The sequence below is a fragment of the Alcaligenes sp. GW821-FHT11D07 genome (genome assembly GCF_058808495.1).
The window spans coordinates 706,261-724,304 of sequence record NZ_JBXART010000003.1 but is presented as its reverse complement, the minus strand read 5'-3'; the positions used below and the strand labels follow the sequence as shown (position 1 = coordinate 724,304).

General features: G+C 56.6%; 16 protein-coding genes. 10 read left to right on the top strand and 6 right to left on the bottom strand.

Translation table 11 applies throughout. The features are described 5' to 3' along the window. Positions 1-28: 28 nt before the first annotated feature. Positions 29-583, bottom strand: coding sequence for a GNAT family N-acetyltransferase (locus tag AC1RSM_RS16310; protein ID WP_492933616.1), 555 nt, complete (start codon positions 581-583; stop codon positions 29-31). A 135-nt stretch (positions 584-718) separates the two neighbouring features. Here AC1RSM_RS16310 and AC1RSM_RS16305 point away from each other — a divergent pair, with 135 nt between their 5' ends. Next, a complete protein-coding gene (locus AC1RSM_RS16305; RefSeq protein ID WP_492933614.1) occupies positions 719-1,573 on the top strand; it encodes a helix-turn-helix domain-containing protein in 855 nt (284 codons plus the stop codon). A gap of 11 nt (positions 1,574-1,584) precedes the next feature. Here AC1RSM_RS16305 and AC1RSM_RS16300 read toward each other — a convergent pair whose 3' ends face one another. Both AC1RSM_RS16300 and hutC read right to left on the bottom strand, forming a co-directional pair. After that, a complete protein-coding gene (locus tag AC1RSM_RS16300) occupies positions 1,585-2,406 on the bottom strand; it encodes an aminoglycoside phosphotransferase family protein (RefSeq protein ID WP_492933612.1) in 822 nt (273 codons plus the stop codon). 111 nt (positions 2,407-2,517) lie between these two features. Further along, positions 2,518-3,249 carry a histidine utilization transcriptional repressor HutC gene (gene hutC / locus AC1RSM_RS16295; RefSeq protein WP_492933611.1) on the bottom strand — a complete coding sequence of 244 codons (732 nt, stop codon included), beginning with the start codon at positions 3,247-3,249 and terminating at the stop codon, positions 2,518-2,520. A gap of 323 nt (positions 3,250-3,572) precedes the next feature. Between hutC and hutU the strand changes: the two genes are divergently transcribed. Together hutU and hutH are read left to right on the top strand one after the other, a co-directional pair. Next, positions 3,573-5,288 carry a urocanate hydratase gene (gene hutU / locus AC1RSM_RS16290; protein WP_492933609.1) on the top strand — a complete coding sequence of 572 codons (1,716 nt, stop codon included), beginning with the start codon at positions 3,573-3,575 and terminating at the stop codon, positions 5,286-5,288. Positions 5,289-5,305: 17 nt separating this feature from the next. After that, positions 5,306-6,841, top strand: a complete 1,536-nt coding sequence (gene hutH, locus AC1RSM_RS16285; RefSeq protein ID WP_492933608.1) for a histidine ammonia-lyase — start codon at positions 5,306-5,308, stop codon at positions 6,839-6,841. Between the two features lie 208 nt (positions 6,842-7,049). Here the strand turns inward: hutH and AC1RSM_RS16280 are convergent, their stop codons facing one another. From AC1RSM_RS16280 to AC1RSM_RS16270, 3 genes are read right to left on the bottom strand one after another with little or no spacing between them, the layout of a single operon-like run. Beyond that, positions 7,050-8,471, bottom strand: coding sequence for a formimidoylglutamate deiminase (locus AC1RSM_RS16280; protein WP_492933607.1), 1,422 nt, complete (start codon positions 8,469-8,471; stop codon positions 7,050-7,052). Then, the gene (gene hutI / locus AC1RSM_RS16275; protein WP_492933605.1) at positions 8,468-9,697 is read right to left on the bottom strand and encodes an imidazolonepropionase; all 1,230 of its coding nucleotides are present in this window, start codon (positions 9,695-9,697) and stop codon (positions 8,468-8,470) included. Before hutI ends, AC1RSM_RS16280 begins: the two co-directional genes overlap by 4 nt. A gap of 2 nt (positions 9,698-9,699) precedes the next feature. Next, positions 9,700-10,311 carry a HutD/Ves family protein gene (locus AC1RSM_RS16270; RefSeq protein ID WP_492933604.1) on the bottom strand — a complete coding sequence of 204 codons (612 nt, stop codon included), beginning with the start codon at positions 10,309-10,311 and terminating at the stop codon, positions 9,700-9,702. Between the two features lie 294 nt (positions 10,312-10,605). On the opposite strand from AC1RSM_RS16270, the gene AC1RSM_RS16265 reads away from it, so the two are divergent. The 7 genes from AC1RSM_RS16265 (at position 10,606) to AC1RSM_RS16235 (ending at position 18,044) form a co-directional block, all read left to right on the top strand. Beyond that, entirely contained in the window at positions 10,606-11,802 is a 1,197-nt protein-coding gene (locus AC1RSM_RS16265) for an aminotransferase-like domain-containing protein (RefSeq protein WP_492933602.1), read from the top strand. A gap of 192 nt (positions 11,803-11,994) precedes the next feature. After that, a complete protein-coding gene (ubiA, locus tag AC1RSM_RS16260) occupies positions 11,995-12,939 on the top strand; it encodes a 4-hydroxybenzoate octaprenyltransferase (RefSeq protein WP_492933601.1) in 945 nt (314 codons plus the stop codon). Between the two features lie 43 nt (positions 12,940-12,982). After that, positions 12,983-14,242 (top strand): putative Na+/H+ antiporter, encoded by a 1,260-nt coding sequence (locus AC1RSM_RS16255; protein WP_492933600.1) that lies wholly within the window; start codon positions 12,983-12,985, stop codon positions 14,240-14,242. Positions 14,243-14,409: 167 nt separating this feature from the next. Then, complete coding sequence (locus AC1RSM_RS16250) at positions 14,410-14,670, top strand: FmdB family zinc ribbon protein (protein ID WP_492933599.1); 261 nt, start codon at positions 14,410-14,412, stop codon at positions 14,668-14,670. Positions 14,671-14,684: 14 nt separating this feature from the next. Beyond that, positions 14,685-15,344, top strand: a complete 660-nt coding sequence (locus tag AC1RSM_RS16245; RefSeq protein ID WP_492933598.1) for a DUF502 domain-containing protein — start codon at positions 14,685-14,687, stop codon at positions 15,342-15,344. Positions 15,345-15,386: 42 nt separating this feature from the next. Then, entirely contained in the window at positions 15,387-17,174 is a 1,788-nt protein-coding gene (gene aspS, locus AC1RSM_RS16240) for an aspartate--tRNA ligase (RefSeq protein WP_492933597.1), read from the top strand. An 18-nt stretch (positions 17,175-17,192) separates the two neighbouring features. Beyond that, a complete protein-coding gene (locus AC1RSM_RS16235; RefSeq protein ID WP_492933596.1) occupies positions 17,193-18,044 on the top strand; it encodes an endonuclease/exonuclease/phosphatase family protein in 852 nt (283 codons plus the stop codon).

Here is an 18,044-nt window from a genome sequence, read left to right as displayed (position 1 = left end):
GGCGTAGGCGTACGGGCTCAACAGGCGATTAGGACTGCTTTTTGGGCAAAGCCAGCCATTCCTCGGCGCTAATGCGGCTGATGTGCTCAGTGCGGTAGTCCTGCAGGAACTGGTTGTACTTGTTTTCCTCGGTGTGGTGATGGCGAAAGCCACACTTGGTTTGCGCTATCTGCGATTGGGCATTGTTGGCAAAGTAGCCGCACCACAAAGCCTTTAGCTTCAGCGTTTCAAAAGCGTGTCGCATCACTTCGCGCACAGCTTCGGGGATCAAGCCCTGGCCCCAGTACGGTACGCCAATCCAATAAGCAATTTCGCCTTCTTCTTCGCTGATGTCGAAGTTGCTGTTTTTACCGATCAAAATGCCAATGCAGCCTACGGCGCGGCCATTTTCTTTATGCACGACGGCGTACACTTCGGGCATATTGAAAACTGTGCGGATGATCTGAGCACTTTCTTCAACACTGGTATGTGCAGGCCAACCGGCAATGGGGCCGACTCGTTCGTCTTTGGCGTATTCGTACAAATCCTCGGCGTCCGTGTCTTGCCAAGGGCGTAATATCAGTCTTTCTGTTTGAAGTTTCATTTTCTTTACTCACAATTAAGTAGGAAACAGAATAGAACTTGGCCGGGTCAGGGAACAGAGCAGTACCTTGGCAGTTTCGGTACTTTTGGAAGGTATCGCCTCCTGCGGCGGGGTGATGAAGGGAAGACGGGCACCATGCATCAGATACCACAATTATTCAGCGCTAAAGACGGTTTGCTGACGGGCGAGACAACGCTGGCCGAAGGCGTGGGCATGCCTTTGTCCTTTGGTCATGCCTATATGACTCTGATGATTTGCGTGTCGGGCCGTGCGCTGCTTAGTCTGAACTTCAAAGATCAGGTGGTTAGGCGCGATGATGTGCTGGTCCTGGCCGAAGATACGATTGCGCTACTGAAACGGCGCTCGCGCGGCTTTAAGGTGTTTTTCCTGCTGATGCCCAAGAACTTGGCGGCTGAGGTAGCGTATCAGTTACCTAACCCGCTGTTTGTGTTCCTGCATGACCATCCCTTATGCGTCCCCCCTCAGAAAGACAGGGCTTTGCTGGCAGCCTGGCTCGTACAACTGCGCGAGATTGTTCAAACCCGCACCCTGTATCAGCACATCATGCTGCGTAATCAGCTGCAAAATTTCTTTTTGCGTATTGCCGAGCAGATTCCGCCCGAATACCAAGGCGGTCAGCAGTTCAGTCGCAAGGAAATGATCAGCTGGCGCTTCTGGGAATTGGTGGGCCAACAATGCAGAGAACATCGTGATGTGAAGTTTTATGCTGACAAACTCAACATCACGCCCTTCTATCTGTCACAGCTGACCAAAGAGTTTTTCAACGACAGCCCCAAGGCCTTGATCGACAGGCAGGTGATTTTGGAGATCAAGGCGCTACTTTCCTACAGCCAGCTGGCGATCGGGCAGATTGCCGATCAGCTCAATTTCGAGGACCCGTCTTATCTGTGTCGCTACTTCAAGCGTCAAACTGGTTTGTCCCTGACGCGATATCGCAAGCACGAGCAGATCGAAACCGGGCCGGCTTAGCGGTCCTGCGTCTAGGGGTTTAAGGCTTGCTGCGCCAGCTGTGCAATTTGCAAGGCAATGGCAGGATCGCTCTGGTCTTCAAAGTGCCAGGCCGCCGACAGGCCGCAGTAAGCCAGAATCCATTGCAGTAGCCGTCGCCTGTCCAGTTGGGCATGCTGAGAGACAGTACTTACCCGCGTCAAAAATCGATAGTCATTAATGGCGGTGTGCGCATCCGGGTTACAGAACAGATTGGCGTAGTCAAAAGCGCGTTCACCGATCAGGCCTTTGGGATCGATAGCCAGCCAGCCCCGTGGCCCAAAGTCCAGAATATTGTGATGATGAATATCGCCATGCAAACAAACAAGGTCGCGGGGCTGGGCCAACAGTTCGTGCGCTGTGCGCTTAGCACTTAGCAGGACGGGATGAAGGCTGACATCAACATGCTGCAGCGACTGGAACCGCTCGTGCAGCGGTGTCAGTGTGGCGGGGGGACGGGGATGAGCCTGCGAAGTAGGGGCGGCATGGTGCAGTTGGGCCACGACATTGCAAATAATGCGGCTGGCTTGTTCATCCTGACCGGTGTGGCTAAGCCCTGCCAGACTGCGCCCACCCGTAGCGCGTTCCATCAAAATCGCATGTTCTGAGCGAGCCCACACCTTGGCGGCGCCCTGGCCTTGCCACCATTCCAGCAAATCGTAGCCCTGGATTTCTTCGGCTGAGCTGGAGACTTTCAGCATGGCTGCCTGCCCCTGCCAGAGCACCGGAAGCAAGCTTGCATTGCCGGTTTCAATGGCGGGGCCATCAGGCTGCAAATTCCAGTCTTGGAGATAGGGATGGTGTGGGTGTGGCATAAGCGAAATCAACTTGATTGAGAAACAGCGCAGAGCAATGAGTCAAACAGCCCAGGCCAAGTCTTAGGGCTTGATGTGCGATGCCCCCAACACGACAGAGGCCGGGGCTCTCTACATCCGTCCCGCGAATTTATAGCGGTCCCCCGGATGCCAAAGCCGGGCGTGGGTGGTGAATTGCTCGCTGGAAAAGGTGCGGCGGTCCATCACCAGACAGGGCTGATGTTCTTTCATGTGCAAAGCGTGTGCAATGGCGGCAGGCGGCACCAGCACTTCAATGGTGTAAAAACCGGTAGGCAAGGGCGCGACGCGCACCAGATATTCGTTCGGTGTGATCTGGTTCCAGTCCTGCTCCAGATAGTCCGGGGCCATGCGGGCATCTACCAAGCGGTCCTCGTATTGGATGGGCAGGCCGTTTTCAGCGTGAACAATGATGGAGTGAAACAAGGGAGTGCCCGGATCAATGCCATAAAGCCGGGCTTGCGCCGGGCTGGCCTGCAAACGCTCCATGCTTAGAACCTGACAGCTGTGCTGATGGCCCCGTTCCCGTATGTCTTGGGCGATGCTGCGAATTTCGATCAGCGTGGACTGGAATTTGGGCTGTGCAACATAGGTGCCTGAACCTTTGATGCGAATCAGCAGCCCATCGTTGGTGAGCTCGCGCAAGGCTCGATTAACGGTCATGCGCGACACGCCAAACTGTTCGCACAGGGCCAGTTCTGTAGGAATCAGATCCCCTTCACGCCACTGCCCGGACTGAATTTTTTCCAGTACGAAATTCTTGATTTGCAAATAGGCGGGCAGAGCCGATTCGGGAGACGAGGTATTCGTCAGGGGCGCATCCATTGCTACGTTTTCCTGTAGGGCCTGCTAATACGGAAAGGAGCCTTGCTCTAGCCGGTACTTAGGCAGCAGACCTAGGCTGCCTGAACCATCGTGTGATCGTTCCAGTCAGGACAAAGGCAGGGCAGATGCTGCCTGAGAACACGCACCGTCCACAGGGCTTTTTGTATATGTATAGACAATTAAAAGAAATGACTATACATTGGCATGAGCTTACAAGAAAACCGTTGTTTTGTCGGCGCTTTACCTCTGGCGTACCGCCCGGAAAGCGCCACTCAGACAGAACCAACGCGCATCCAGAGACACCTCAGACGGAGGACAGCACCATGCCTGATCATCACACTTTGGCGGCCAGCCAAGACCCTCGTTTTGATGCCAGTCGGCAGATTAAAGCGCCTACAGGTAGCCAGCTCAGTTGCAAGAACTGGGTGGCCGAAGCGGCTTACCGCATGATCCAGAATAATCTGGACCCGGCCGTGGCCGAAAATTCCCAGCACCTGGTGGTCTACGGCGGGATTGGACGGGCAGCGCGCAATTGGGAGTGCTATGACCAGATTCTGGCAAGTCTGCGCCAACTGGAAGAGGATCAGACCTTGTTGATCCAGTCCGGTAAACCGGTAGGGGTGTTTCGTACCCATAGCGATGCGCCGCGTGTGCTGTTGGCCAACTCCAATCTGGTGCCTAAATGGGCTACCTGGGAAAAATTCCACGAGCTGGATCAGGCGGGTTTGTTCATGTACGGGCAGATGACAGCAGGTAGCTGGATTTACATCGGCAGCCAGGGCATTGTGCAAGGCACGTATGAGACTTTTGCTGAAGCAGGCCGGCAGCATTTTGGCGGCTCGCTGGCCGGGCGCTGGATTCTGACTGCTGGGCTGGGTGGCATGGGGGGTGCGCAGCCTTTGGCCGCTACATTTGCCGGTGCGGTGTCGTTGACCATTGAGTGCAAGCAAAGCAGTATCGACTTTCGTTTGCAGACTCGTTATTTGGACAAACAAGCTCGGGATCTGGATCACGCGCTGGAGCTGATTGCTCAGCACACGGCAGCTAAAGAGGCGGTCTCCATCGGACTCTTGGGTAATGCAGCAGATGTCCTGCCCGAACTGCTGCGCCGCGCTCAGGCAGGCGGATTAAAGCCTGATCTGGTCACGGACCAGACCTCGGCCCATGACCTGCTCAATGGCTACCTGCCGTCGGGTTGGACCGTGGAGCAGTGGCAGGCGGCGCAGAAAGATCCGGCGCAACATGCGCGCATCCAGCAAGAGGCCGCTAAATCATGCGCTGTTCACGTGCAGGCCATGCTGGATTTCCAGAAATTGGGCATTCCGGTGGTGGACTACGGCAATAACATTCGGCAAGTGGCCTTGGATGAAGGCGTGGCTGATGCCTTCGACTTCCCCGGCTTTGTTCCCGCCTATATTCGCCCCTTGTTTTGCGAAGGCAAAGGCCCGTTTCGCTGGGTGGCCTTGTCGGGTGACCCAGAGGATATCTACAAGACGGATCAAAAGATCAAAGAGCTGTTCCCGGACAATCAGCATGTGCATCGCTGGCTGGATATGGCGCAGGAACGCATTGCGTTTCAGGGCTTGCCAGCGCGCATTTGCTGGCTGGGGCTGGGGGAGCGCCACTTGGCGGGTTTAGCCTTTAACGAAATGGTGCGCACAGGCGAGCTGAAAGCGCCCATTGTCATCGGCCGCGATCATCTGGATACCGGTTCGGTGGCTAGCCCTAACCGCGAAACAGAGAGCATGCGCGACGGCACGGATGCCGTGTCGGACTGGCCTTTGCTCAATGCCTTGCTCAATACGGCGGGTGGAGCAAGCTGGGTGTCGCTGCACCACGGTGGTGGGGTAGGCATGGGTTACAGCCAGCATGCGGGCATGGTGATCGTGGCGGATGGCAGTGAGCAGGCTGCGGCCCGTCTGGAGCGGGTCTTGATAAACGACTGCGCCAGTGGTGTGATGCGTCATGCTGATGCAGGCTATGAGCTGGCTATTGAAACCGCCAAGAATTTCGGGCTGACACTGCCCATGATCAAGTAAGAAAACAGGACAGAATGATGAGCAAGAGTATCGAGCTTTCTCCCGGCGAACTGACTTTGGCACAGCTGCGCCAGATTTGGCAGGAACCGGCTGTTCTGAGCTTGCCGCCCCAGGCCATCGGGGCCATGGATGCGTCCTCGGCGATTGTGGCCAAGATCATCCGCGAAGGTAATCCGGCCTATGGCATTAACACCGGCTTTGGCAAACTGGCTCAGCAACGCATTCCTGATCAGGATCTGGAGCAGTTGCAAAAGAACTTGATTCTGTCGCACTCCGTAGGGGTGGGCGAACCGGTTTCGGACGCCGTGGCCCGTTTGATCATGGCAATGAAAATAGCCAGCCTGGCACGCGGTTTTTCCGGGATACGCTCCCATGTGGTCACGACCTTGCTGGATATTCTGAATGCAGGCGTTGTACCTTTCATTCCGTGCAAAGGCTCGGTGGGGGCGTCGGGGGATTTAGCTCCCTTGTCGCATATGACCTTGACCCTGATCGGGGAAGGCAAGGCCAAATGGCAGGGTGAATGGATGCCTGCCGAACAAGCCTTGGCCAAAGCAGGTATCACGCCTATTGTGCTGGCTGCCAAAGAAGGGCTGGCCTTGATTAATGGCACCCAGGTTTCCACCGCGCTGGCTCTAAATGGCTTGTTCCGTACCCAGACCTTGTTTCGCAACGCGATTTTGGCGGGCGCTTTAAGTGTGGATGCGGCCAAAGGCAGTGATGCTCCCTTTGATCCGCGTATTCATGAAGTGCGCGGCCAAGCTGGGCAGATTTATGCGGCGCGTCTGTATCGCGAGTTGCTGGCCGGTAGCCAGATTCGCCAATCCCATCGGGACAATGACAATAAGGTGCAGGACCCCTATAGCCTGCGGTGTCAGCCTCAGGTCATGGGAGCCATTCAAGACTTGATCAGCCAGAACGCGCGGATCTTGTTGATCGAGGCCAATGCCGTCACAGACAATCCCTTGGTATTCCCAGGCCAGAATGGCGAGCCGGATCAGGTGATCTCCGGGGGTAACTTTCATGCCGAGCCGGTGGCGTTTGCGGCAGATACTTTGGCGTTGGCTATTGCTGAAATTGGTGCCTTGGCCGAGCGCCGTGTCGCACTGCTGATCGATGCCAGCATTTCCGGCCTACCGCCGTTTCTGGTGCCCTCTGCGGGGCTGAACTCCGGCTTCATGATTGCGCATGTGACGGCGGCGGCGCTGGCCTCAGAAAACAAATCCCTGGCGCATCCGGCCAGTGTGGATAGTTTGCCGACTTCTGCGAACCAAGAAGATCACGTCAGCATGGCGACCTTTGCGGCTCGCAGGCTGGAGGACATGGCGCAGAACACAGCCGTTATTGTGGCAATTGAGTTGTTGTGCGCTGCGCAGGGTATCGATTTTCATGCGCCCTTGCTGACGTCCGAGCGCTTGAAAAAGGTGCAGGATGTGATCCGCAAGGCTGTCCCGTTCTACGACCAAGACCGTTATCTGGCTCCGGACATCGAGGCGCTGAAAGCGTTGGTGCTGGATGAGAGCTTGGCGGATACCGCAGCAGATTTGTTTTAGTACCGATGAAGACCCCCTGATTATTTTTGTCTCCACGAATTTGTCCCTGGTTTGGATTTATCCAGCCAGGGATTTTTTTATGCTTTGCCGTATCGTGTTTGGCCTTTCTGTCTGGAGCTAACCGTTCACAGAGGGCGTGGCAGAGCAGTGCATCGACCTCCGGTGCTGGCCCAGTTAGTGGATGCGGATTGCTGGTGTTTTCTTGGGTTCAGGACTGGCTAAGCAAACTGCCCAGCGTTGCTTGGTAGGCCGCTAATGCTGCTTCTTCCTGCGGGTGATGGCCGTCTGTAATGCAGGCTTTTCCGCTCACAAATACATCCCGAATTGGGTTGGCATGGGCGCGCTCGGAAAAGACCAAGGCGGATAGCCAATGTGCGCTGTCCAGCCCCGCCAGACTGGGGTGTTCCAGATCAATCACCATCAGATCAGCTTGATGGCCGGCGGCCAGTTGGCCTGATGTACGCCCGGAAGCCTGTGTTCCGCCACGGACACAATGCTCGAACAGGTAATCGGCCACGAAAGGCTGTTCGGGACAGGCCAGTACATTGCGCTGCTGGCTGATCAAGCGTTGACCATATTCCAACAAACGCAGCTCGGCGCGCCAGTCCACACAGATGTGGCTGTCCGACCCTATTCCTATCTGCCCTTTGTCCGCCAGGAAGGCGGCGGCTGGAAACAGGCCATCACCCAGATTAGCCTCGGTGGTCAGGCACAAACCGGCTACCGCGCCGCTGCGGGCAATCTGCTGGCGCTCCTGATCTTTGATATGGGTGGCGTGGATCAGGCACCAGCGTTGGTCCACATTGAAGTTGTCATACAAATAGGTCACTGGACTGCAACCATGCGCCTGCTGGCAGGCCAGCACTTCGGCCATTTGTTCCGCAATGTGGATATGGATAGGGTGGCGCGAGGTCAGGCTATGCAGGCCGTCGATCAAGGTGCCGATGGAACCCACGGAGGTGGCCCGCAGGGAGTGCGGAGCGACGCCATAGCGCCGATCGGGGTTAATGGGGTGGCTACGGTGCAGGGATTCCAGCAGGTACAGCAGTTGGGTGGGACTATTTAAAAAGCGCTGTTGATCCTGGCGCGGAGCTTTGTTGCCAAAGTCGCTGTACTGATACAGCACGGGCAGCATTGTGATCGCCAGTCCGCTACTGCTGGCCGCATCCAAGACGCCCTGGGCCAGCAGGCCGATGGGGGCGTAGTTCTGGCCGTCGTGCTGATGGTGCAGATAATGAAATTCGCACACGCTGGTATAGCCGGCTTTCAACATCTGGATATAGAGCCACTGCGCAATGGCAAGCATATGTTCTGGCTCCAGTCGGGCGGCGAAGCGATACATTAAATCTCGCCAGCTCCAGAAGCTGTCCTGCCCCTGTCCACGGAACTCGGTCAAGCCTGCCATGGCACTTTGAAAGGCATGGGAATGCAGATTGGGCATGCCCGGCAAGACTGCGCCTTTTGCCTGGTGGACCCGGCCCGCGTGGGCCAGATCTTCTTGACTGGCTTGAGGCAACACATGGGTCAGTGTGCCGTGCTGATCCCAGCGCAGCAGAACATTGGCCTGCCAGTGGCCGTTCAGATAGGCCCAGGGGGCCAAGAGCGCGTCATGCTGCCGGGTGATGCTCATGGTGATTCCTTGCGTAAATCACGGCTGATTTTGCCTTGGTGCACAACGACCGCGCAGCGGGGCAGGCCCAGCCAATAGACCAGCTCGGGCAAAGAGTCGATATCCCAGGCCACGAAGTCAGCGCGTGCACCTACGCTCAGTTCCCCACTGATATCCGGGTCGCCCAAGGCTTGGGCCGCGTGGCGGGTAACTGCAGCCAGGGCTTCGGGCACGGTCAGCTTAAAGAGTGTGCTGCCCATGTTCAGAATCAAGAGCAGGGACGTACAAGGTGATGTGCCAGGATTGTTGTCTGTGGATAGGGCCATAGGCACACCGTGTTGACGCAGTAGTTCGATGGGCGGCAATTGCGTTTCACGCAAAAAATAAAAGGCACCGGGCAGCAGCACGGCAACCGTGCCTGCCTTTTTCATGGCGATGATGCCCGCTTCGTCCAGATACTCCAGATGGTCGGTAGACAGCGCCTGATAGCGGGCAGCCAGTTCCGTGCCGCCCAGGTTAGAGAGCTGCTCGGCGTGCATTTTGACGGGCAGGCCCAATTTTCGAGCGGCCTGCAAGACGCGTTCGGACTGTTGAAGGTCAAAGGCAATGCGCTCGCAGAAAACGTCTACGGCATCAATTAGCCCTTCTTGTGCCAGTGTGGGCAGCATTTCATCGCAGACCAGATCCAGATAGGCATCCGCTTGTCCGGCAAATTCAGGGGGAAGGGCGTGGGCACCTAAAAAGGTGGTGCGTACCGTGACGGCACGCAGTTGGCCCAGACGCCGAGCCACGCGCAGCATTTTGCGTTCACTGTCCAGATCCAGTCCATAGCCGGATTTAATTTCGATGGCGGTAACACCTTCGTCCAGCAGAGCATCCAGACGGCGCAGGGCTTGGGCCAGCAGGGTGTCTTCGTCCAGGCTGCGGGTGGCTTTGACAGACGATACGATGCCTCCCCCTTGGCGGGCGATTTCTTCATAGGACGCGCCTGCCAGCCGCAGGGCAAACTCCTGGGCGCGGTTGTCGCCGTAAACAAGGTGGGTGTGGCAGTCGATCAGACCAGGTGTCACCCAGCGATTGCCTAGCCGGTGGTGTTGCGCAGGTTGTGCCCATTCAGCCGGCAGGGCCTTGTGCGGCCCCATCCAGGCAATACGGCCTGCTTGTTCAACCAGACAGGCATTCTCAATCACGTGCTCGGGGTCAGCATTGGGGGCCAGGCGTAAGTCAGTCCACAGGGTGTAGCTCATGATCAATTCGTTCCGTTTTGAGTGATGCAGGCATGTATCAATGCTGCATCGGCAGAGCCAGCCTGCATATCCAGCGGCAAGGGGCGGCTGAGGGTGGCGGTCAGGATTTGCCCGGCGCTCAAGGTCCAGCGCTGCGAGTCGGCTTGAAGCTGATAGTTGCCCTGGGCAAGGTAGAACAAGTGGGTGCCTGCTGCGAGTGTTTCGGAACCGTGATGCCCTTGCCAGGCTTGCAGGCTGCCGTGGGCTCGGCCTCGGCGCAGCATCAGGTTCAGGTCTTTGGTCGGGCCTTGCGGCAAGAGGCAGGCGACGGGGTCTTCACCGGCAAAGGAATAGGGCTTGAAAGGATGCAGCACATGAACCTGTTCACCTTGAAGCAGTGGCATGCTGTCGCCTTCAATCAGCACGATGTGCCGGTCTATCCCCGGGAAACGGGAAAAGTCCCCGGCTGTCTGGACATGGGCCAGGCTGATGCGCCAGTCAAAGCTTTGGTAATCCGCATTGGGGGGGTAGCACAGCAGTTCGCGCGTGGTGCCGCCGCCGTTTTTCCAGGGCTGGATTGGCAGGCTGCTAATGTTCAGCTGGCTCCAGCCAGTGGCAGGGTGGGGCTGGCTCATAGTGGCATGGCTCCAGGCGGGTTTTTAATTGTATATACAATAGCTGAGTATAGACAAAGTGAGACGTTTGGCCGGGTAGGCAAGGCGTGTTTTCAGGGTTAATCCCAAGCAGCAGGGGTTTGGCTACTTGCGCTGCAGGCCGCTTGGTGGCAAGGTATACGCTAATAAATAGGTGTTGTAAGCCATTCAAAGCTGCGGAGTGCCGGTATCGTCCGACATTCCGCGTTAATTGTTGTGAACTATAAAGTTCGCATATGAAGTATTAATCGTTCTTCTTCAGGACTTTCCCGAATCATGGATACCCTCTCGCAGTCTTTTACCTTTTCCCAACGTGCCCAGAAACTGAGTGGCTCCGCAATTCGTGAAATTCTCAAGGTCACTGCGCGTCCTGAGATTATTTCCTTTGCGGGCGGTTTGCCCACTCCAGTTGGCTTTCCTGTCGAGGAAATGCAAAGCGCGTTCAACAAGGTATTGGGCGAACAGGGTCGTGTGGCGTTGCAATACACCACCACTGAAGGCTACCTGCCCTTGCGCCAGTGGCTGGCAGACCAAATGAGCGCGGAAGGCGCTGCCGTCAGCCCCGACGAAATCTTGCTGGTTAACGGTTCGCAGCAAGCGCTGGACATGCTGGGCAAGCTGTTCATCGACGAAGGCAGCAAAGTGCTGGTGGAATCGCCTACCTATCTGGGCGCCTTGCAGGCCTTGTCTGTGTACGATCCAGCTTTTGTGGCGATTCCTACCGACGGCCAGGGCATGATCCCTGAATACGTGTCTGCCCCTGAAGCCATGGGCGCCCGTTTGCTGTACGCACTGCCCAACTTCCAGAACCCGACTGGCTTGCGCCTGCCTTTGGAACGTCGTCAGGATCTGGTGGAACGATGTGCGGCAGCGCATATCCCTATCGTTGAAGATGATCCTTACGGCGAACTGCGCTATGCGGGCGAGCGTCTGCCTAGCTTGCTGTCTTTGGGCCGCAAGGCGGGTGCCACGGTCATTCGTCTGGGCACTTTCTCCAAAGTTCTGGCTCCTGGCCTGCGCTTGGGCTACATCGTGGCCCCGGCAAAAATCATCGACAAACTGGTGCAGATCAAGCAAGCCACTGACTTGCACACTTCTACCCTGACGCAGATGGCTGTTTACGAAGCCGTACATAATGGCTTCCTGGACAAGCACCTGCCTAAAGTGCGCGACATCTATCAAAAACAGTGCGCCATCATGCTGGACGCGATGGATCAGCATTTCCCCGATACCGCTCAGTGGACACGCCCCGAAGGTGGCATGTTTATCTGGGTGACCTTGCCAGAACACGTGAATTCCAGTGCCTTGTTGCAAAAAGCCATTGAGAATCTGGTGGCGTTTGTACCGGGCGAACCCTTCTACGCTGGTGACGACGTCAAGCGCAATACCTTGCGCCTGAGCTTTGCTACCGTGCCCGAGGAAAAAATTCGCGAAGGCATCGCCATCTTGGGTAAACTCATCAAAGAAGCCTGATTTTGTCTTGCAGGCATTGGACGCAGACACGGTGTGCTGCGTCTTTTCATGCGCTGGCCTGGCCAGCGTTGCGGTTTTCAGAGCGGCCCAAGTCAGCTCCGTTTGCCCTACGAATCCACGGCATACCCTCTTGATAGAGGGTATGCCTGTTTTCAGTCTATGGCCTGACGCCTGGATTTAGGTTTTACCTCTATGACATCTCCATCCGCATCGGAATCTTCTCCGCGTCCCGATCTGTCTGATATGCGCCCCACGAATGACTGGGTGGCCCGCTATTTGCCGGCTTCCTGGGGACCGTATGCGCGTTTGTGCCGCTTGGATCGTCCCGTTGGCACCTGGTTGACCTTGCTGCCCGCCCTGGCTGCGTTGGTGCAGGCAGCGGACGGCATCCCCACCTTGTGGCGCCTGGTGATCTTTTCCCTGGGGGCTTTGTTGATGCGCGGCATTGGCTGCTGCTTTAACGATATGGCGGATCGCAACTTTGACCATCAGGTCGAGCGCACTCGCTTCCGGCCTTTGACCAGCGGCCAGCTCACCATGCGAAAGGCGGTGATTTTTGTGCTGGCGCAGATCGCCGTGTGTGCCTTGCTGCTTTTGGCCATCAATGAGTACAGCCGTTGGCTGGCTCTGGCCTTGTTCCCGATCGTTATGATTTACCCGCTTTGCAAGCGCTTTACCTATTGGCCGCAAGTGGTGCTGGGTATCTGCTTTAACTGGGGCATGCTGATGGCCTGGTCGGACACGCAGAACATGGTGCCGTTTGGGGCCGTATTGATGTGGGTAGGCGCCGTGTTATGGCAGGTGGGCTATGACTCCATCTATGCCTATATCGATGTGGCTGACGATACCAAGCTGGGCCTGCATTCCACGGCCCTGCGCTTTCGCGATGCAGGCAAAACCTGGATCAGCGGCTTTTATATTGCTGCCATGGCCTGCTGGCTAGTGGGCGGTTTTCTGCTGAACGAGCGGATTTTCTATTACGTGGTGATGGCGGTAATCGCCCTTCACCTGGTCTGGCAGATGCGGCATTTTGACGTGCGCTTCCCCGAACGGGGCTTGCGTTTGTTCCGTGCCAATATCTGGGTGGGTGTGCTTTTGGTGGTGGCCGCTTTGGCTGGCACGATCAGTCTTTCTTGATACGCACTCAAGCAATTTACGTAAAGCTATAAAGGTTTGAAGAATGGCCTCTCCTCTTGAGTACGTTGCAACGGCGCTGTTCGTCATTGCAATTGTCCACACCTTCTCGGTGCCGGTGTTCGCACGGCTGGCCAACAAGGGTGGTAGCCACGCCGGGCTGTGGCATATGTTGTCCGAGGTCGAAGCCGTTTTCGGCGTCTGGGCCTGTGTGCTCGTGGCTTATATGTCGGTGTTCGTCAGCTTGGATGCGGCGATCGAATACCTGGAAGGGCGCAACTTCACCGAGCCCATGTTTGTGTTTGCCATCATGGTGGTGGCGGCCAGCCGCCCCATTTTGGAGCTGGTGAACAAGACAGTGGCCGTGCTGGCGCGTGTGCTGCCCATGTCCAACAAGATTTCCACCTACTTCATTACCATGTCGGTGGTGCCGCTAGCCGGTTCCTTGATTACTGAGCCTGCCGCCATGACCTTGGCCGCTTTATTGCTGCACAAAGCGTATTTCCGCCACCAGGGCCATGCCGGTTTCAAGTATTTGACCGTGGGTGCCTTGTTTGTGAACGTCTCCATTGGTGGGGTCTTGACCGCCTATGCAGCGCCGCCCGTCTTGATGGTGGCCAGCACCTTTGGCTGGGATACCGCGTATATGGCCAGCCATTTTGGGTGGCGTGCCGTCTTGGCAGTGGTGGTTAACGCCAGTCTGGTGACCCTGGTTTGCCGCAAGGCGTTGCTGGAAATGGGGCAGGGCATGCCCGAGAGCACGCAGACTCAACGCCCCGTACCCGTGACGGTCATGGCGATCCACGTTGCCTTCCTGGTCGCGATTGTGCTGGGTGCGCACCATCCCATTGTGTTCATGGCCTTGCTGATGCTGTTTATCGGTTATGCCCACTCTTACAAACACTATCAAAACCCCTTGCTGGTGCGTGAAGGCCTGATGGTGGGCTTTTTTCTGGCCGGTCTGGTGGTCCTGGGTGGCTTGCAGAAATGGTGGTTGCAAGATCTGCTGGGCGGTTTGTCGCCTACCGTGCTGTTCTGGGGAGCCACTGCCTTGACGGCGGTCACTGATAACGCAGCCTTGACCTACCTGGGTTCGCTGGTGGAAGGCACCTCCGATATCTGGCGTTATATGCTGGTTGCCGGTGCGGTAACGGGGGGTGGTCTGACGGTAATTGCCAATGCCCCTAACCCGGCGGGCTTCTCCATTCTGAAAGGCAGTTTCCCGGATGGGGCTATTTCGCCTTTGCGATTACTCCTGAGTGCCGCCGTGCCCACCTTGGTTGCGGCCCTGATGTTTTTGATCTAAACCGGATGGCCGCCGGCGACGGCCCGTCTGGCGTGGGGCGAAGTTCAGTGCGATTGAGCGCCAAAAGGGCTAAAATCACGGCAGAAGCGCCTCTGGCTTGATTTCGCCAGTTCTGGCCCCACTATTTTTATCTCGAAATTTGTTTCGGCTTTTTGTTAGGATGAGTCGTGCCTATCTACGCTTATAAATGCAGCTCGTGCCAATACGAAAAAGATGTGCTGCAAAAAATGTCGGACCCTGTTTTAGAGGTCTGTCCTGAATGCAAACAGTCCACCTTTACCAAACAGGTAACGGCGGCAGGATTCCAGCTCAAAGGTTCGGGCTGGTACGTAACGGATTTCCGTAACCAGGGTGGCAAGCCGGCTGATAGTGGCTCTTCGTCCACTCCTGCGGCTCCGTCCACGCCCACTTCCTCTTCGACTAGCTGATCCACACCCTTCTTATGCGCCCCTTCAAGCGTTATTTCGTCACCGGCCTGCTCATTTGGGTGCCCCTGGTCATCACCGTCTGGGTGCTGACCTTGCTGATCGAAACGCTGGAGAGCGTGGTGCCGGAGTTTCTGTCCTCGCAGGCCTTGTTTGGCCTGCGTATCCCCGGCTTTAGAATTGTGCTGGTGTTGGCGGTCTTGTTTGGCACAGGTTTATTGGCCGCCAATTATCTGGGCCGTGCGGTGGTGGATCGTTGGGAATTGCTACTTGGGCGTATTCCTTTGGTGCGTTCCATTTATAATTCCGTCAAGCAAGTCAGTGATACGGTGTTGGCACCCGATGGTCAGGCGTTTCGCGAGGCCGTTCTGGTGCAGTATCCCAGAGCCGGTTCCTGGACCATTGCCTTTTTAACTGGCACACCAGGCGGACAAGTGGCGCAGCTATTGGGAGACGATTTTGTCAGCGTCTACGTTCCCACTACGCCTAACCCGACTTCTGGTTTTTTCCTGATGATGCCTCGGGCAGATGTGCATAAGCTCGACATGACAGTGGATGCGGCGCTTAAATATATCGTGTCCATGGGAGTGGTCGGCCCAACTGAGCCGATCGTTCTGCCCCCAGTTTCTGACCAGCCAGAGGGCCCCGATGGGGCACCCCCCTTGGCTGGGACCTGAATTTTCCAATTTGCAGTTTTTACTATTTCGGAGTCATCCTAGATGCGTACGTGTTATACCGGCGAGGTTTCCAAAGAATACCTGGGCCAGACGGTCAATTTGTTTGGCTGGGTACATCGTCGCCGCGACCACGGGGGTGTGATTTTCATTGATCTGCGCGACCGTGAGGGCCTGGCGCAGATCGTCGTCAATCCTGACAACGTGCAGGCATTTGAAGTTGCCGAACGTATCCGTAATGAGTACTGCTTGCGCATTACCGGTCGCGTCCAGGCTCGTCCTGAAGGCACCGTAAATCCAGACCTGCGCTCGGGCGAGATCGAAATCGTTTGTGACGAAATCGAGATCCTGAACGCGTCTGTGACTCCTGCCTTCCAACTGGATGACGACAATCTGTCCGAAACCACGCGTCTGACGCACCGTGTTCTGGATTTGCGCCGTCCGCAAATGCAGAACAACCTGATGCTGCGCTACAAAGTGGCCATGCAGTCTCGTCGCTATCTGGACGACTTGGGTTTCATTGATATTGAAACCCCCATGCTCACCAAGAGCACGCCTGAAGGCGCGCGTGACTACCTGGTGCCTTCGCGTGTGAACGCAGGCGAATTTTTCGCACTGCCTCAGTCGCCCCAGTTGTTCAAGCAAATGCTGATGGTGTCGGGTTTTGACCGTTACTACCAGATCACCAAGTGCTTCCGCGACGAAGACCTGCGCGCTGATCGTCAGCCTGAATTCACCCAGATCGACTGCGAAACCTCCTTCCTGAACGAAGAGCAGATTCGCGAGATCTTTGAAGGCATGGTTTCGCACATTTTCCGTACCGTGCAAAACGTTGAATTGCCCACGTTCCCCACCATGAGCTGGACCGAAGCCATGCAGCGCTACGGTTCGGACAAGCCTGACCTGCGTGTCAATCTGGAATTTGTGGACGTGGCTGACCTGATGCGTGAAGTGGACTTCAAGGTCTTCTCCGCACCTGCCAACGATCCTTCTTGCCGCGTCGTAGCCTTGCGCGTTCCTGGTGGTGGCGCTATGCCCCGCAGCGAAATCGATGCCTACACCAAGTTTGTGGGCATCTACGGCGCCAAGGGCCTGGCTTACATCAAAGTCAACGATGTCGCCTCCATCCCTGAAGGTCTGCAGTCGCCTATCGTCAAGAACATCAACGTGGATGTGCTCAAGCAGTTGATGGAGCGCACCGGTGCCCAAAACGGCGACCTGATCTTCTTTGGCGCAGACAAAACCAAGATCGTTAACGATGCCATCGGTGCGTTGCGCATCAAGATCGGTCACAGCGAATTCGGTAAAGCCAACGGCTTGTTCGAAGAAGGCTGGAAACCACTGTGGGTCGTGGACTTCCCCATGTTCGAGTACGACGAAGGCGAAAACCGCTACTTTGCTGCTCACCACCCGTTCACCAGCCCCAAAGACGGCCACGAAGACTTGCTGGAAACTGATCCCGGCAAAGCATTCGCCAAGGCTTATGACATGGTGCTGAACGGTTGGGAAGTGGGTGGCGGCTCGGTCCGTATCCACCGTGCCGAAGTGCAGAGCAAAGTGTTCAATGCCTTGAACATTGGCCCTGAAGAAGCACAACTGAAGTTCGGCTTCCTGCTGGATGCGCTGCAATACGGTGCGCCTCCGCATGGTGGTCTGGCTATGGGTCTGGATCGTCTGGTGACCTTGATGGCGGGTGCCGATTCGATCCGTGACGTGATTGCATTCCCCAAGACACAGCGTGCTCAGTGCTTGCTGACTCAGGCGCCGTCCGCGGTAGACGAGCAGCAACTGCGTGAATTGCACATTCGTCTGCGGGCTGTTGAAAACAAGTAAGACAAAGCGGGGGACGGCGTGTCAGTGATACGGGTAGTTAGCTACAACATTCACAAAGGCCGCTCGGCTTCAGGCAAGCGTGAGTCCCTGGCGGATTTGCGCCTGGGGCTGTACGGGCTGTCTCCCGACCTTTTGTTCTTGCAGGAAGTGCAGGGGCGCAACCAACTGCAAGGCAGTCTGGACGCCCAGCACGAATCGCTGGCCGCGGCCTTGCGCATGAATACCGCCTACGGCTGTAACGTGGTGCGCCCTCATACGGACCACGGCAACGCGCTGCTGTCGCGCTTTCCTATTCTGCAGTACGAAAATCAGGATATTTCTGATCACCGTATGGAACAGCGCGGTTTGCTCCATGCGGTTGTTGATGTGGGTGGCCGTCCGGTGCACTGCATTGTGGTCCACCTGGGGCTGTTCAACGGTGGGCGTGTCCGCCAGGTCCAGGCTTTGCTCGATCGCATCAAGCGCATCGTCCCAGCGGACGAGCCTTTGCTGATTGCGGGCGACTTCAACGACTGGAATAACCGGCTGGCGCCGATCTTTGTGCAGCAACTGAATCTGTACGAAGTCTTTTCGTTTTCGCCGCGCGGCCAGGCTGATAACCGCTTCCGTCTGCGCCAACCCATCCAGTGGTTGCGCACCATGCGTAAAAACGGGCTGATGGTGCCGGATCAAGGCATACAGCTGGGCGTTAATGGCGCAGCACGCATGACGCCACCTCCCCGTACTTTCCCCGCCGCCTTCCCTTGGTTACGCCTGGATCGTGTCTATCAGCGTGGCTTTGCAGTGCGTAACGCCCGTGTGCTGGTGGGCGAGCCCTGGAAGCAATTATCTGATCACGCCCCTATCCTGACTGAGCTGGAACTGCCTTAA